19 protein-coding genes are annotated in these 14574 nt (G+C 44.4%); 8 read left to right on the top strand and 11 right to left on the bottom strand.

Annotated features, from left to right (window positions below; all coding sequences use genetic code 11):
* Positions 1-15: 15 nt before the first annotated feature.
* From VJ374_RS07720 to VJ374_RS07740, 5 genes are all read right to left on the bottom strand, one after another.
* Positions 16-921 carry a helix-turn-helix transcriptional regulator gene (locus tag VJ374_RS07720; protein WP_329470931.1) on the bottom strand — a complete coding sequence of 302 codons (906 nt, stop codon included), beginning with the start codon at positions 919-921 and terminating at the stop codon, positions 16-18.
* Between the two features lie 713 nt (positions 922-1634).
* Entirely contained in the window at positions 1635-1769 is a 135-nt protein-coding gene (locus VJ374_RS07725) for a DUF2164 family protein (RefSeq protein WP_308102102.1), read from the bottom strand.
* 195 nt (positions 1770-1964) lie between these two features.
* Complete coding sequence (locus tag VJ374_RS07730) at positions 1965-2378, bottom strand: SRPBCC family protein (protein WP_035408123.1); 414 nt, start codon at positions 2376-2378, stop codon at positions 1965-1967.
* Positions 2379-2500: 122 nt separating this feature from the next.
* Positions 2501-3259, bottom strand: a complete 759-nt coding sequence (locus VJ374_RS07735; RefSeq protein ID WP_329470933.1) for a hypothetical protein — start codon at positions 3257-3259, stop codon at positions 2501-2503.
* A 1-nt stretch (position 3260) separates the two neighbouring features.
* Positions 3261-3584: a PadR family transcriptional regulator gene (locus VJ374_RS07740; protein ID WP_056061231.1), complete on the bottom strand. Its 324-nt coding sequence runs from the start codon at positions 3582-3584 to the stop codon at positions 3261-3263.
* A gap of 141 nt (positions 3585-3725) precedes the next feature.
* On the opposite strand from VJ374_RS07740, the gene VJ374_RS07745 reads away from it, so the two are divergent.
* From VJ374_RS07745 to VJ374_RS07755, 3 genes are read left to right on the top strand one after another with little or no spacing between them, the layout of a single operon-like run.
* Positions 3726-4391 (top strand): GntR family transcriptional regulator, encoded by a 666-nt coding sequence (locus VJ374_RS07745; protein ID WP_056061233.1) that lies wholly within the window; start codon positions 3726-3728, stop codon positions 4389-4391.
* Positions 4391-5323 (top strand): DMT family transporter, encoded by a 933-nt coding sequence (locus tag VJ374_RS07750; protein WP_329470937.1) that lies wholly within the window; start codon positions 4391-4393, stop codon positions 5321-5323. Before VJ374_RS07745 ends, VJ374_RS07750 begins: the two co-directional genes overlap by 1 nt.
* A gap of 16 nt (positions 5324-5339) precedes the next feature.
* Positions 5340-6044, top strand: a complete 705-nt coding sequence (locus VJ374_RS07755) for a DUF554 domain-containing protein (protein WP_035408116.1) — start codon at positions 5340-5342, stop codon at positions 6042-6044.
* Positions 6045-6088: 44 nt separating this feature from the next.
* Here the strand turns inward: VJ374_RS07755 and VJ374_RS07760 are convergent, their stop codons facing one another.
* Together VJ374_RS07760 and VJ374_RS07765 are read right to left on the bottom strand one after the other, a co-directional pair.
* Positions 6089-6559, bottom strand: a complete 471-nt coding sequence (locus tag VJ374_RS07760; protein ID WP_329470938.1) for an NUDIX hydrolase — start codon at positions 6557-6559, stop codon at positions 6089-6091.
* A gap of 5 nt (positions 6560-6564) precedes the next feature.
* Positions 6565-7308, bottom strand: coding sequence for an arylamine N-acetyltransferase family protein (locus VJ374_RS07765; RefSeq protein WP_329470939.1), 744 nt, complete (start codon positions 7306-7308; stop codon positions 6565-6567).
* Between the two features lie 183 nt (positions 7309-7491).
* Between VJ374_RS07765 and VJ374_RS07770 the strand changes: the two genes are divergently transcribed.
* The 3 genes from VJ374_RS07770 to VJ374_RS07780 are packed head-to-tail and all read left to right on the top strand — an operon-like array spanning position 7492 to position 10419.
* Entirely contained in the window at positions 7492-8412 is a 921-nt protein-coding gene (locus VJ374_RS07770; protein WP_329470941.1) for an ABC transporter substrate-binding protein, read from the top strand.
* A gap of 58 nt (positions 8413-8470) precedes the next feature.
* Positions 8471-9454, top strand: a complete 984-nt coding sequence (locus VJ374_RS07775; protein ID WP_290773181.1) for a FecCD family ABC transporter permease — start codon at positions 8471-8473, stop codon at positions 9452-9454.
* 5 nt (positions 9455-9459) lie between these two features.
* On the top strand, positions 9460-10419 hold the full coding sequence (locus VJ374_RS07780; RefSeq protein WP_442899608.1) for a FecCD family ABC transporter permease: 960 nt from the start codon (positions 9460-9462) through the stop codon (positions 10417-10419).
* Between the two features lie 105 nt (positions 10420-10524).
* Here VJ374_RS07780 and VJ374_RS07785 read toward each other — a convergent pair whose 3' ends face one another.
* The 4 genes from VJ374_RS07785 to VJ374_RS07805 form a co-directional block, all read right to left on the bottom strand.
* On the bottom strand, positions 10525-11100 hold the full coding sequence (locus tag VJ374_RS07785) for a hypothetical protein (RefSeq protein WP_290754664.1): 576 nt from the start codon (positions 11098-11100) through the stop codon (positions 10525-10527).
* Between the two features lie 526 nt (positions 11101-11626).
* Positions 11627-12556 carry an ABC transporter ATP-binding protein gene (locus VJ374_RS07795; protein WP_035408104.1) on the bottom strand — a complete coding sequence of 310 codons (930 nt, stop codon included), beginning with the start codon at positions 12554-12556 and terminating at the stop codon, positions 11627-11629.
* Positions 12556-13245, bottom strand: a complete 690-nt coding sequence (locus tag VJ374_RS07800; RefSeq protein WP_290750222.1) for an ABC transporter permease — start codon at positions 13243-13245, stop codon at positions 12556-12558. Before VJ374_RS07800 ends, VJ374_RS07795 begins: the two co-directional genes overlap by 1 nt.
* A gap of 28 nt (positions 13246-13273) precedes the next feature.
* The gene (locus tag VJ374_RS07805) at positions 13274-13687 is read right to left on the bottom strand and encodes a DUF4064 domain-containing protein (protein WP_056061264.1); all 414 of its coding nucleotides are present in this window, start codon (positions 13685-13687) and stop codon (positions 13274-13276) included.
* Positions 13688-13874: 187 nt separating this feature from the next.
* On the opposite strand from VJ374_RS07805, the gene VJ374_RS07810 reads away from it, so the two are divergent.
* Positions 13875-14177, top strand: coding sequence for a DUF2089 family protein (locus tag VJ374_RS07810; protein ID WP_056061265.1), 303 nt, complete (start codon positions 13875-13877; stop codon positions 14175-14177).
* On the top strand, positions 14174-14458 hold the full coding sequence (locus tag VJ374_RS07815) for a hypothetical protein (RefSeq protein ID WP_035408095.1): 285 nt from the start codon (positions 14174-14176) through the stop codon (positions 14456-14458). Before VJ374_RS07810 ends, VJ374_RS07815 begins: the two co-directional genes overlap by 4 nt.
* Positions 14459-14574: the final 116 nt, after the last annotated feature.

Genomic DNA, 14574 nt, shown 5'->3' on the forward strand with positions numbered 1-14574 from the left:
TATGACATCTGAGTGTCATATATCCTCATATAGATTAACTATTTTTTTGGCTTCATTTCTTAATATGTCTTGTAAGTAAAAGGGATGAATAACAACTACACCTGATCTGAAGCTTAATAAAATGTTGATTAACCATTCCGCATGTAAAGGTGAAGGTAACAATAAAGTCATCGTAACACTACCATCTTCTTCAAAAACCATCGATTGATGCTGAAAATGGTTTAAGACTACATGAATGGATTCAGGATGAACTCTTAACGTGATACTTTCCCGTGCGGGCTTCACGACAGCTCTGTCTCCAGGAATGGGATGGTTATCCTGAATAGATGTTGAAAGTCTTTGAAGGTTGAGCATATGTGACACTTTGAATTCGCGGTAATCATTTCTTAAATAACAATAAGCATAAAGGTACCATGTACGAAATTTATATCGTAGAAAAATAGGATCTACTTCTCGAATGGTCTGTTCCTTTTGAGCACTGATGTATTGAAACAGAACTCTTTTTGATTCTTTGATACTCTTTTGAAGATCAATTAAGAAAGTAGGCTCAATGGATTGATCAGCTAAATCAATGTGTAAATGGTTATTTTGTTCTTCTGTCGTAAGAATCGATAGCCGTTCTAGCGTATTTTTTAAATCTTGATCATGTAATTGCGCTGATAAACTTTTCATTAAAGATAGAACATCGACCATAGAAGACGCATTTAAAAAGGTCTTATCCCATTTATAATTCTCAATAATACCGAAACCTCCATTAGTTCCATGATAAGAAGTAACGGGAATTCCAGCTGCACTAATGGTTTCGATATCTCGATAAATCGTTCTCTGAGAGACATTTAATTCACTAGCTAATTGAGCGGCCGAGATCGTAGAGCGATTCAGTAACTTAAATATGATAGTCAGTAATCGTTCGAGTTTCAAAAAATTCTCCTTTGTATTAAGCACGACTATAGTGTGAACCGTCATTCCATACAAATAATTACGTTTAGTATAATTGATTTGTTCGTTCTATGGAGAGATTAAAAAGTACTTCGTAATGAATTGAATCAAAATCCAAAGAAAAAAGTATGCATCGCGCATACTTTTTGTGGTTTTCCTTATCTTATTAGATATGTTTGAGTTGTGAATCTAATTCAATATGTAATTTTGACCTATTTCTTTAAGAATTTATTCGGCGATAAGACAGCTACCACTTTGAAGTCGGGAAGCTAACACCAAAAAAATGAAAATTACTTATGAATCATAAAAATGTAAAATCAAGGGTTACGTATGGAAAAGGAAGTATGTTAAAATTCGGTTCAATTCAAATAAAGTCCTTATCTAAATAAGAAGGAGAGTGGGAAAAAATGAATCAGGTTGCAGCCATAAGTATGCTAGGAAACGTCTTTATTTTTATAGTCGTTTTATACTTTATTTACAAAATGATTCAATACATTCGACTGAAATGATCCGTCATCCTATAAAATGAACAATGGATGGTTCGATAAAAAAATAATGAGATACATTTTAATGAAACATAGTTGAAAGTGAACGCTAAAGAGCAAAAAAAGTATGCGCCGGCGCATACTTTTTTGTAGAGGATGACAAGAGATCTCTGCTAAAAATATATTATGGAGATACGGGACGCTTGAGCGTTAACAATTCATCGTCGAGTGACGCGAATGACTTAACACAGCCGCATGAGCGTCTTGAATTCCAATATTATAAAAGTGAATAGCAACTGACTCTTTGATGAAATCAAAAACACGTTCTGCGGCGAACTCAGACAGCTCTTCGTTGCGCTCTTCTAAGAAAAAATCTTAAATAGACTGGATAATTTGTTATTGTTCTTTACTAAATCGATTGAACATAACGACACTCCCTTTATCTTTGTTGATCTCTGAATGATCTAAAAAAAACTACAAGAGAATGTATTTTAAAATCACAGTCTATATTTTGTCGTAAAAAAATGTACATGCCTTCCTTTAAAATGTTGCTTTCAATTTCTGAAGCATCCCATCCCAACCTTGGTCCATAAAGTTACGGACACGACCTTGTGGCTGATTTGCTTTCGGCACAAGGTCATCAGCGTTTTTCCATCCGCTGTGTGTCACAGTGAAAAGGGTAAGGTCGTTCAATGGAGTTAGGGAGAAGGTCACGATCCATCCATCTTCATCCCAACTAAACGATAATTCTCTTTCTGGTTGTACGTTTAATACCGTGCAAGGAGATGGACCAAAAGGAGATTGAATATGAAACACACATCCTGTTTGTGCGACAAGGTCGTTTGGCATAAACCATTTAGATAAAGAGCGAGCCGTCGAGACATTCGCCCATACCTGTTCAATGGGATTGTTGATCTTAATGGAATGTTGAATATCTTTCACAGATTGATTCATCGTTTACAACCACCTATTTTTTTTTTAATATATTCTAATTCTATCCTCAATTTTTTCTCAATGATATACAAAAATGATCTTAGCGCTGAGGTCATTTTAAGTATCAGAACCAAATCGTTGCTTCAGTGCTTTGAGACGTTTGACTGATCTTGTTTAGATTCGCGAATAAAAGCGACTGTCATTGTAATGGCAGCAACAGCATATCCGACGAGTACAGAGGTCAATTCCGACCAATCAAATACAGAACGGAGAATGATTTGGGGAACAAAATAGACGAGCAATGCACTCGGCAAAATCCATGTCTTCGTCTTCCATGCCGTGACGAGAATCCAGAGAATCAATAGGGCACCAATCATCCAGCTGACGCTTGGGGATAACGTGATCTTTGGTGAATCGACAAGTCCGTTGACGATCAATAGTCCGATGATTAACAGAAAATGAATACTACCATGAATGCCGTAACGCATGATAAGAGGGCGCGCTCCATCACGTAAAGCATCTTGACGGAAGAGAAACGCCAAGGTGGTCAGGTAAACGGCACTAATCAACAGGAAACCGCCAACGAGCAAGATACTGAACGTCGTTGTACCATTCAAGAGGTTTTGAAGATAGAGAAAACTGGATGCGCCGAGAAAAACTTGCAAGACGATCCAAAACGCTTCTTTTGGATCAAATGCCATCTCTTTAGAAATCGATTGGATGTAATCGGCGGGACTATCACCCGTGATCGCGCGAACGGATTTTCCGTCTGCTTCCGCTTCGATCAGGTGATCTTCGAGTTCTTTGACAATCTCGTTCGTCGCCAATTCATTTTTACCCGAAGCAAGTAGGTATACCTTTAAGTCTTCCAAAAATCGTGTTGATTCCGTCGATAGGGTCATCTCATTCGTCCTCCTTTAAAATGCTTTCGACACTCGTTGAAAGGTGATGCCATCTTTGTTTGAAAGCGGCGAGTTCTTCAACACCGCTCGTCGTGATCGAATAATACTTTCGTTTTGGACCGGACGGGGAGACGCGAGAGGTTGCTTCGATCCAGTCCAGTTTTTGCATCCGAATCAATAGAGGATAGATCGTTCCCTCACTGATGTCGGCGAATCCGTACGCTTTCAGTTTCGTCGCCAGTTCATAGCCATAAATCTCTTCTTCCGCAATCAGTGCGAGTAAGCAACCGTCGAGAATTCCTTTTAACATTTGCGTCGATGACATCCGCATCTTCCTTTCGCTACTTGGTATTACAAGGTAATGATACGCTATGCTATTTTGTATTGCAAGGTAGTGAGTAAAATAAATCCAATGAATTTTAGGATGGTGCTTTCGCGATGAATTGATATGTAATATATTACTTGTATGAAACCTACAAATGATTTAGCCATTGCACGACTTCCTTTAAGTGAGGAAGTGTATCGACGCTTGCAACACCACATCATCACCTTACGTCTTGCCCCAGGAGAAAAGGTGAACGATCAAGCACTCGCGGAAGCGTTCGGTGTCAGTCGGACACCGGTCCGCGAAGCCTTGAAACGACTCGAAGAGGAGGGATTGATTTTAGCAAAACGGGGTTCACGGACGATCGTGACGGAACTCGATGCCGAACAGGCACAGCAAACCTATCCAATCATTGCGACACTGCATGGGTTAGCGGCGCGTTTAGCAGGACCAATGCTGACGGATGACGATCTAACGAGTCTAAAGTCGATTCATCAACAATTCACGACGGCAATTGATCAGCAGGATACAGAGGCGGCACTAGCACTTGACGATGCCTTTCACGATGTCTTCGTGCAGCGCAGTCAAAACGATCAACTACGAGAGACAATCCGTCGGTTGACCCCGTTGATCCGCCGGCTCGAATATGCTCAGTTTGATCGTCTCGGACGCCAGTCGATTGCCGATCATGCAACGATTTTAGATGCATGTCAACAACAGGATGTCGAGCAGCTCGTCCAGGCGACGGAGCATAATTGGAACGGGCTCGGGCGTCTACTCGTCTCGACACTAAAGGAGGAGAGCTGATGCGACCGATCATTTATGGAATTTTAGCGGCAATGTTTTTTGCCGTCACCTTCATCTTGAATCAATCGATGCAAGGGGCAGGCGGTCACTGGATTTATAGTGCGTCGCTCCGCTTTTTCCTGATGTTGCCGTTCTTTATCGTCATCGTCATGATGCGACGGGGGATCGGGCGCGTCTTCCAGGCGCTTCGAGCCGATATCGGCTTTTGGTTACTGTATGGAACGATCGGCTTCGGACTGTTCTACGGCAGCATCTGTTTTGCTGCTGACTACGCACCAGGCTGGTTGATTGCCGGGACATGGCAGTTGACGATTTTAGCGGGACCGTTGCTTGCCCCCTTGTTCAACCAACGGATCCCGTGGTCAGCACTGAAGTATTCCGTCCTGATTGTCCTCGGGGTCGTCGTCATGCAACTATCGGTCGCGGAAAGCCTATCGCTACAGTCACTGTTGTTCGGTGCCTTACCGGTCCTCGTCGCGGCAATTGCCTATCCACTCGGGAACCGGAAGATGATGGAACGCTATGGGAACGAGCTCGATGTGTTTGAACGGATTCTCGGAATGACACTTGCCAGTCTACCGTTTTGGATCGTTCTTTCTGTGATTGCCTACATACAGGTCGGCTTGCCGAGTGTCAATCAAGTGACCCAGTCCGGATTCGTCGCGTTGTTCTCCGGCGTCATCGCAACGTCGCTTTTCTTCTACGCGACGTCGCTCGTTCGGACAGATCCGGTTCGGTTAGCAGCGATTGAAGCAACGCAATCGTTCGAGATCGTCTTTACTGTTCTCGGTGAGATTCTTTTCCTTCACGCGGCACTACCAACGGGACTCGCAACACTCGGGATCATCCTCGTCATGCTCGGGATGACGTTGCATAGTTTGAATCAGGCAGAGCGAACCGTCGTTCGTTCCGCTAAACGAAAAATCAATTGAGAAAGTAGGCTGTCAGATGGTTTTAACAGGTACACTCGTCAATACCGTCCTGATCATCATCGGGACGTTGCTTGGATTAATGTTCCACCGGATTCCGGAACGAATGAAGGAGACCGTCCTGCAGGCGATTGGACTTGCTGTCGTCGTGCTCGGAATGCAGATGGGGATGAAAAGCACGAACTTCTTGATCGTCATCGGTAGTCTTGTTCTCGGTGGTGCAATCGGCGAGTGGTTCCGGCTCGATGAGAAACTCGACCGGATGGGAGCGTGGCTCGAACGTAAGATCAGTCGCGGTCGTCCGTCGAACATCGCGGAAGGATTCGTGACAGCGACGTTAATTTTCGTCATTGGCGCGATGGGTGTGTTAGGAGCCCTCGACGGTGGACTACGCCAGGATCACGACGTCCTTTATACGAAAGGATTGATTGACGGTTTTACGGCACTCGTCCTTAGTTCAACGCTCGGGATCGGTGTCATGTTCTCAGCGATTCCCGTCTTTCTCTATCAAGGGGCGATTGCATTAAGTGCCGTTGCGATCACGAAATTCATTCCCGACGCCGCACTGCAGGAATTTATTCTTGAGATGACAGCGACTGGTGGGGTGATGATTGCGGCAATCGGTCTTAATCTCGCTGGCATCACGAAGATTCGTGTTGCGAACTTGTTACCGGGTATCGTCATCGTCGCAGTTATCGTCACCGGTCTCCATCTGTTCTCATGAAAAATCCCCACTTGTCCGATAACGGACGAGTGGGGATTTTCTGTTTATGTCTCGATCAATTCGTGTGTCTCGTAAGCAGTAATTGTATGTCCATCGTAATAAAAGTCATGCAACAACGGTTGATCCGTTGACAAAGCGACCGGTAAGTAGTGCCGGAGATTGCTGATGATACCCATGTTTTCATCGTTTACAATCCAGTCGAGTGTTTTCCAATCAAGAATTCCTTCGACCGTCATGACTGGTGTCGCAAACGGGCACTCTGTTAACTCAGCGAGATAGAGATACATACCAGATGTCTCTTCCCCGTGTAGACGGACGATTCCTTTTGCTGTCACTTTGTTGAGCGTGATGCCCGTCTCTTCGAACGTCTCGCGGATCACGGCAGCTTCCGGTGTCTCGCCCGGTTCGATCTTGCCACCGACACCATTCCACATGCCCATCGCCGGACGTTTTTGGCGGTTGACGAGTAAAAAACTATCCGCGTGGCGAATTAAACAAAGCGTATATCGATCCATGTTCATTACTCCTGTCCTAAAAAGTGAGACTGATACAGCATCTCGAATTGAGCGGGACCTGCGACCGGCAATTCGGTCGTCGTCGTGTCTTCGATTCGTAACGTCCGCTCGGTCAACGTCTTTTGACCGCTTGGAGTCCGCTTTGCGATGAGACGACCTTTGTTGAACGGTGAAGCTTCGCTCTGCTGGATGATCTGTTCCATTTTCGATAAGTCATCTGTATTAATAGATGTCTCTCGGTCGAACTTGTAACCGGTCACAAACTCCGCTTGTCCCGTTCGCTTCATCTCAAGTGTGTCATTATTGATGATCCGGTAACTGCCGCTAGCGGAATGAACGGTCTCCCCATTCAACGGAACCGGAACGAGCGGTAAATTGACGCCGAAGCCGGTATCAAGTAGGTGTGTCTCATTCCAAATGATTGCAACGTGTGTCGGTCCCGTCGCTGACCAGGCTGCTGATTTCTGATCATAGACGGTCGCTTGTACGAGGCGAACGGGACAATTCAGTTCTTGTAGGACACGATGCAGCAGTCCGTTCAAGTCATAACAGACACCACCACGTCGCTCCGTCAGAAACGTTTCAATGAAGCGCTCGTCGTTAAACGGACGGATTCGTTTCTCGAGCACAGTCGTATTCTCAAACGGTAACTGGTAGGCAAAGGCTTCGAGTAAGCGAGGTAACTGATCAAACGTGATCGTCTCAAGCGGAAATCCGAGCCGTTGTTCCAAGTCTTTCATCCAATCCATCTGTAATCCCTCCTTTATATACTACCTGATTATCCCATATTGCTTCAGAAAATGTGAATTTGAGCATATATTATCTGAAAATAAGGATAACCCTTTTGTTCGATGGGAATCTTTGATATGCTGAAACAGGATTAATTAAGAATGATTCTCAATGTCGAATCACGAACTAAAGGAGGTCTCATCATGAGACGGAAAACTTGGATGACAGCGTTGACGCTCCTCGTGTTGAGCAGTTTGATGCTTGCGGCCTGTTCAGGTCAAGCAGAACAAACAAACGAAAAGACGCGGACGATTACGCATGAGGCAGGAAAAACGAAAGTGCCGGAGCACCCGAAGAAGATTGTCGCACTTGAATACTCATTCGTTGATGCGTTAGACGAACTTGGGATTACACCAGTCGGAATCGCACAAGAAAATAAGACCGATGTCTCCGGATTACTCGGAAAAGACATCGCGTTCACGGAAGTCGGTACACGTCAACAACCGAATCTTGAAGTAATCAGTTCCTTGCAGCCGGATTTAATCATCGGCGACTTCAACCGACATAAAGGAATCTACAAGCAACTGCAAAAAATCGCACCGACGATCATCTTGAAGAGTCGGAATGCGACGTACGAAGAGAACATCGAATCGTTCAAGACGATTGCTGAAGCAGTCGGGAAAACTAAACAGATGGATGACCGACTTGCCCTGCATGAAGAACGATTGAATGCAGCGAAGAAAAAGGTGGATCCAAACGACAATCGAAAAGTGATGGTTGGTGTCTTCCGCGCCGATTCACTGACGGCACATGGTGAGACGTCGTTTGATGGTGAATTACTCGAGAAGATCGGTATCGAGAACGCTGTTACGAAAACAGCGGAACCTACCGTTACGATTACGTTAGAGCAGATGGTCAAATGGGATCCGGACGTCATCTTCATGGCGGAAGCCGATCCGAAACTGCTGAAGGAGTGGAAAAACAACCCGCTCTGGAATCAGATCACAGCGGTTAAGAACAAAGAAGTTTATGAAGTCAATCGTGACCTTTGGACACGCTATCGAGGACTTGACGCTGCAGAACAGATCGTTGACGAAGCGATTCAATTGTTACAACAGAAATAATGAACGACAAAAGCCGGAGCAATCTGGCTTTTCGTCTTGATGAAAGGGGAACCATCCGGTGCAGCGGAAACGTCTGATTTTTGTACTCATATTACTCGGTTGCTTGGCGGTTTATAGTAGCCTGTTCTTTGGCATCACACAGATGAATCCGATTCACTTAGTCCAGGAGTGGATCAGTGGCACGACATCAAAAGCAGGGCTCGTCCTGACAAATCTGCGCTTACCGCGGCTCTTACTCGGATTGTTGCTCGGAGCGAATCTTGCCGTTGCAGGGGCAATCATGCAAGCCGTGACACGAAATCCGCTCGCTTCACCGCAAGTCTTTGGTGTCAATGCCGGTGCGTCATTTCTCGTCGTCTTAAGCCTGCTCGTCTTTCCGTCGCTCGGAACGGCAAATTTGATCTACTTCGCCTTTGCCGGTGCCTTAGTCGGTGGAGTGCTTGTCTTTTCGTTCGCCTCCGTTCGCGGGATGACAGCATTAAAACTTGCCCTCGTCGGGATGGCGATTCATCTCTTGTTAACGTCGCTGACGAAAGGCTTGATTCTCTTTAACGACCGGATCACGAACGTCTTGTACTGGTTGTCCGGTTCGCTCAGTGACGCGAGCTGGCTTGAACTACGGATCGTCCTCCCATGGTCGATTGCTGGTTTGCTTCTTGCGGCGAGTCTCGCGAAATCGCTCGCTGTCTTCCAACTGGGGCAAGACGTCGCGGTCGGTCTCGGGCAAAAAGTGACGCGAATCCGTTTGCTTGCCGGCATCAGTGTCGTCTTACTCGCAGGCGTCACCGTTGCCGTCGCCGGAGCGATCGGTTTCATTGGATTAATGGTTCCGCACATCACGCGGCGCCTCGTCGGGGAAGATTACCGGATCGTTCTGCCGGTCGCTGCCGTCATCGGTGGACTTCTGCTGACGTATGCCGATGTCCTCGCGCGGTTCATCGCCTATCCGTATGAGTCACCGGTCGGCATCGTGACGTCATTGCTCGGTGCACCATTCTTCCTTGTTCTGGCACGTCGTCAGATGAAAGGGGGATTACGATGAAAGACATGCGTCGGATTTTGATTGTTGCGGTGCTCGTGTTCTTCGCGAGTTTTGCCTTACTGTCGGTCGGCTCGATTCAGTTATCGTTATCGGAACTATGGCAGTCGTTCTTTGGTGGAAAGAATGCCTTCATCGTCCAAAATTACCGTCTGCCGCGAACTGTCCTTGCTTTCTTAGCAGGTGCGAGTTTCTCACTTGCCGGAGTCATCTTACAAAGTGTCATCCGTAATCCATTGATTTCGCCTGACGTGATCGGTGTGACGAATGGTGCGTCACTGTTCGCCGTCTTAACGATTGCCCTCGTGCCGGATGGTCCGCTCTTGTTAACACCAATCGCTGCTTTCATCGGAGCAGCACTCGTCATGCTGGCATTGATGATGCTTGAGCGGGGTGGGAATGTATCCCGCAGTTCGTTTGCGTTACTTGGTATCGCGGTCAGTGCGATTTGTGCTTCAGGGACGGAATACTTGTTGATCAAGTTTCCACTTCAGACAAACGATTCACTCGTCTGGCTCGCTGGGAGTCTGTTCGGGAAAGGGTGGCAGGAAGTGATGATCTTAGCGCCCGTGCTCGTCGTGATTGGTGCAATCATCTTCTATCGCCATCGTCAACTCGATGTCTTATCACTCAGTGAAGAAGTCAGTATCGGTCTCGGATTACCAATTCAGCGGACGCGGCACATCTTCTTGGCGCTCGCGGTCATTCTAGCTGGTGTTGCCGTCGCGACGGTCGGTGCGATTGGTTTCATCGGACTGATTGCGCCACATATGGCACGGCGTCTCGTTGGTCATAAGCATCTTGCTGTGTTGCCGATGGCGCTGTTGCTCGGCGGAGGGTTACTCGTCGTCGCGGATGCACTCGGTCGAGGGATACATCCACCACTTGAAGTACCAGCCGGATTGATCACAGCGATCATCGGTGTGCCGTATTTCCTGTATCTTTTACGGAGAGAACGGACGGCATGATGTTCGATCTACCAAAATGGAGTCCTAGCGCTTACGCGAAGGACTCCATTTTTATGAAAGGAAAGAAGTACGCACTTGACGAATCATGGCGACATCTTTCTATATTTATTTGGCTTCAAGTTGGTTTGATTTTTCTACTTCCTCTTTATACTTTTCTAAAAATTCATCAACTGAAACGTTATTAGCGTTTGGATTCGATTCAATGGTTAATTTACTCGAAGAAACCGATGTGCTTTGATCGTCTACATGTGATGGAATTTCAAGTACCAATTGATCACCTAAACCCGTTTCAAGACCACTTTTTCCGAAGTTAAAAGTTCGTGTGACATACGCTTCAGCATAATTTTTTTGATTCTCTGAATAGACTTTAACATCAGAAATGTTGTATTTGAATGAATTCAGCTGAATTTTATCGACTTCCGTAGTGGATAGAAAAATCAATACAGCCTCGTCCCCTTCAGATAACTTTGAAAGGTTAGTATGCGCTAATGGAGTATTGTTCAAGAAATCTGCTTTTTGTTGCTCAAGCACTGTAGTGAAAAAATCGAAAGCTTGTTCCTCTGTGATGCTACTCTTAGATTTTTCTTGTGCAACATTAGAATCGGCAATCGCATTACTCCATAAGAAACCAGCATATAGGATGACACCTAAAGTGAGGGATGAAAAAATAGTTTTTTTCACGATCGCGACCTCTTTCTATTGTTTGATTCATGTTATTATATAACAAAAAAAACCAAAAAAGGAAAGGGTATAAAAATGAGTAAATCGAATTTTAAGAAAAAAAGGAAAAAGAAATTTTTGGCACTATTTTTAGGAGTTATAGCCCTCATTGTATTACTCATGCCGGTACTATCACCTATTCTGTTTACGGATGCTACGCCTAAAGGTGCTCTTAGACACGAACTATACAAACAAGGCTATTACTATCAAAATTACTTTGCGGTCATTACGGAACAAGATCCTGTTGCAGAACGGTACCATATGTTTTGATATGATTGGAAAAGTGAAACGGGAGGAACACCTTTTATCTGTTATTCAAAGAAGGTAAACGCGGAAAAGTATGCTGTTTCCTGCGGTACGGGTCCTTAAAGTGGTATCTTATATAAAATAGAATTGAGCTACATAAATCAGGCTTCCTGACATCGTATATTCACGATGCTAGGAAGCCTGATTTTTAATTCATAATGTATCGATTTAAAACGAGTGTTTAAGCCGAGCGACTTTCTGTGCCTAGATTCAAGAAGATTTCTTCTAAGGACGCTTCTTCTACTTCGAGTCGATAGACATGGATCTGTTGTGAGACAAGATAAGAATTGATCGTCGCAATATCCTGTTCACTTTGGACGATGAACGTTGACTGAGTCGGGGAGACATTGACGTCTTTCGCAAGCGTCGACAACTTGGACTGCAAGTGTAGTTGCATCTCATTGTCGAGCAACGCATGTTTGACATGAACAGTGATGTTTTTCTCATATTGTTCCCGTAACTCCTCCATCGTACCTTGTGTTTGGATTGATCCAGCCTGCATGATTGCAATCTCCGTACATAGTTTTTCGACCTCGTCCAAGTTGTGGGACGTTAGAAATATCGTCGTTCCGTCTGCTGCAATCTTGCGAATCAAAGAGTGAATTCCGAGAATCGAGTTGGCATCAACGCCAGATGTCGGTTCATCTAAAAATAAGATATCCGGTCGATTGATTAAAGCTTGGGCAATGCCAAGCTTTTTTTTCATCCCGAACGAGTAGTTCTTCGTTTTCATATCGATCGCGTCTTCGAGTTGTACATCACGCAGAAGTTGCTTCAACTCGTCGATCGTCGTCTTCAGACCAAGGACTTTACTGAAATACTTCAAGTGATCGAGCGCCGTGAAGTTTTCGTAAAAGGTCGAGTAATCCGGTAGAACACCAATCCGTGTCCGGACATCTTTCAAGGAATCGTTCGGCGCTCCGAGTAACTCGAATGTTCCGGACGTCGGGCGGACCAGTCCAGTGATCATATTGATGAACGTTGATTTACCGGCGCCATTTTGACCAAGGAATCCGAAGATGGCCCCTTGCTCGATCTCGAGATTCAACTGGTTGACGACGGTCTTATTGCCGTATTGTTTCGTTAAATTGGTTGCACGAAGGGCTAACATCAGAGATCTCTCCTTTTAAAGATAATCAGAGTCGTCAAGACGAAAACAGCGATATGAATCAAAACAAGGTAAGTATAAGCAGTGTTTTCTTGCGTATAGTAATAATACGGCGTTAAGTAAGACAACGTATCAACGATGACATTCTTCGAAATAAGACTCCACATCCCGATGACCGGAAGCGCGATCGAGATGAAGATTCCGACGAACATCGTCATCGAGGAATTATTGACGACTGTTGAAAGAAACAACGACAATCCAATGAAATAAGACACGAAGATGATGCTTTGAATCAAATCGACGAAATGAAACGACTTTGAAAATGGAACGATTAATATGAGGGCAACTGTCAGGCAGAGGACCCAAAACGATACGTTGCCTAAAAACTTCCCGAAAATGATGTTTTCACGGGACGTTTTTGTTGCAAGAAAACGAATCGTCTTCGACTCGATCTCTTTATTGACACTACTATGAGAAATACTTGTCACGAATAAAGGAGCAGCTAAAAACAGAAGTAACATCAATCCGATGATATACGCATTGTTACCTAGACCAAGATCACTGAGTTGCCCTTTGAACTGGCTGACGAGTTTAGCAGAACCAGTCGTCACGCCGAACAAGACGACGATGATCAGGATGGCGCGGATGCTTTGAAAAAGTGATTTGAATTCGCGAAGCGTAATGGCAAACATATGTAGACGCACCTTTCTCTAAGTAAGATTAATATTGTCGCGCTAGCTTCTTATTCTTCGATACATTCGTGATACCGGCAATCAAGTAAGCGATTGAACCGAAGGCGCCGGCGAGTAACGTAAAGATTCCCCCGAGAATCGCTGTAATGATCAATAGCTTTCCAGCAGAACCATTTTTGCGAATCCGGACGATTGAGAAGATGCCTCCTAATGTACATAAGAGCGAGACGGCACCAAGGTACAAGAAGAATTGTTGAAAGGATGTGAGGATTTGATTAGCCGTGACATCCGTGATGTTCTCATCGCGAATGAATTGATCAACCAAATCTTTCATGCCAGCGTGATCCGCAATCGAGCCAGACAATAGAAAACCGCCTAAGCACAATGATCCAAACAAAACGATACCGATGACTGCAAATATGTACTCTGTTGTTCTTTTCAAGTAAAACACTCCTTTTCCTTATTTTTCCGATTTGACATTCCTAAACTACCATGACTTGAATCTCTATGACAAGTGGGAAAATGAATATATTTTAATTTTTTATTGGTTAAATGTTTAATTAATATCAAAAATACTTTAACTTTATTTAAATAAATGCTATTGTGAATACATAGGAGGGAAATGGTAAATGAAGAAAGATGATGTTCCCGATTGGATTTTATCTCTAGAATTGGAAGAAGTGGAATTCGTGAAAAAATTCATCGTAAGCTCAGGTTCCTTGAAGGAACTAGCAAAACATTATGATGTGTCCTATCCGACCGTCCGAATTCGTGTCGATCGTATCATTCAGAAAATCGAAGTGAATGAGAAAATCGAGAATGAACCGTTCATCACATATATTAAACAAATGGCAATCGAGGATCGCATCACGATTGAGGATGCAAAAAAAATAATTGAAAAATATCGACTTGAGAGGGGTAACAATCAATGAATTTCTTCGTTTCTGCTCTACTTATCAGTATCTGTTTAGGAATACAGTATTTCTTATCGAGTCGTCACAATCCATATCTCGGCATCATCATGCCGATCATTTTAGTGATCGTGATGACGTGGCGTTACTTTGATGGTAGATATAATAGCCTATTAGCCTACGTGTTGATTTTAGGAATCGGGTTGATTTCACTTTGGGAACAATGGTCGCGTGGTCGAAAAGCTTTAAAAAAGAATCAAGAAAAAGAACTAGAACGAATGCGCGTGCACGATACGCTGTAAAGTCGTACATATAGTTTCACATACAGACGATCTTGAAAGAGATCGTTTTTTTCATGAAAAATGAGAGTCGCCTCGGTTTCGATGATGAAACCGAGGCGACTCTCATTTACATGTTC

This window comes from Exiguobacterium sp. 9-2, assembly GCF_036287235.1.
GTDB lineage: Bacteria > Bacillota > Bacilli > Exiguobacteriales > Exiguobacteriaceae > Exiguobacterium_A.

Coding starts and splice junctions, on each gene's coding strand:
- VJ374_RS07815 (WP_035408095.1), top strand. CDS start 14,174: ATGAATTTCTTCGTTTCTGCTCTACTTATCAGTATCTGTTTAGGAATA.
- VJ374_RS07795 (WP_035408104.1), bottom strand. CDS start 12,556: ATGTTAGCCCTTCGTGCAACCAATTTAACGAAACAATACGGCAATAAG.
- VJ374_RS07780 (WP_442899608.1), top strand. CDS start 9,460: ATGCGTCGGATTTTGATTGTTGCGGTGCTCGTGTTCTTCGCGAGTTTT.
- VJ374_RS07755 (WP_035408116.1), top strand. CDS start 5,340: ATGGTTTTAACAGGTACACTCGTCAATACCGTCCTGATCATCATCGGG.
- VJ374_RS07735 (WP_329470933.1), bottom strand. CDS start 3,259: ATGACCCTATCGACGGAATCAACACGATTTTTGGAAGACTTAAAGGTA.
- VJ374_RS07745 (WP_056061233.1), top strand. CDS start 3,726: ATGAAACCTACAAATGATTTAGCCATTGCACGACTTCCTTTAAGTGAG.
- VJ374_RS07740 (WP_056061231.1), bottom strand. CDS start 3,584: ATGTCATCGACGCAAATGTTAAAAGGAATTCTCGACGGTTGCTTACTC.
- VJ374_RS07765 (WP_329470939.1), bottom strand. CDS start 7,308: ATGGATTGGATGAAAGACTTGGAACAACGGCTCGGATTTCCGCTTGAG.
- VJ374_RS07810 (WP_056061265.1), top strand. CDS start 13,875: ATGAAGAAAGATGATGTTCCCGATTGGATTTTATCTCTAGAATTGGAA.
- VJ374_RS07760 (WP_329470938.1), bottom strand. CDS start 6,559: ATGGATCGATATACGCTTTGTTTAATTCGCCACGCGGATAGTTTTTTA.
- VJ374_RS07730 (WP_035408123.1), bottom strand. CDS start 2,378: ATGAATCAATCTGTGAAAGATATTCAACATTCCATTAAGATCAACAAT.
- VJ374_RS07750 (WP_329470937.1), top strand. CDS start 4,391: ATGCGACCGATCATTTATGGAATTTTAGCGGCAATGTTTTTTGCCGTC.
- VJ374_RS07770 (WP_329470941.1), top strand. CDS start 7,492: ATGAGACGGAAAACTTGGATGACAGCGTTGACGCTCCTCGTGTTGAGC.
- VJ374_RS07800 (WP_290750222.1), bottom strand. CDS start 13,245: ATGTTTGCCATTACGCTTCGCGAATTCAAATCACTTTTTCAAAGCATC.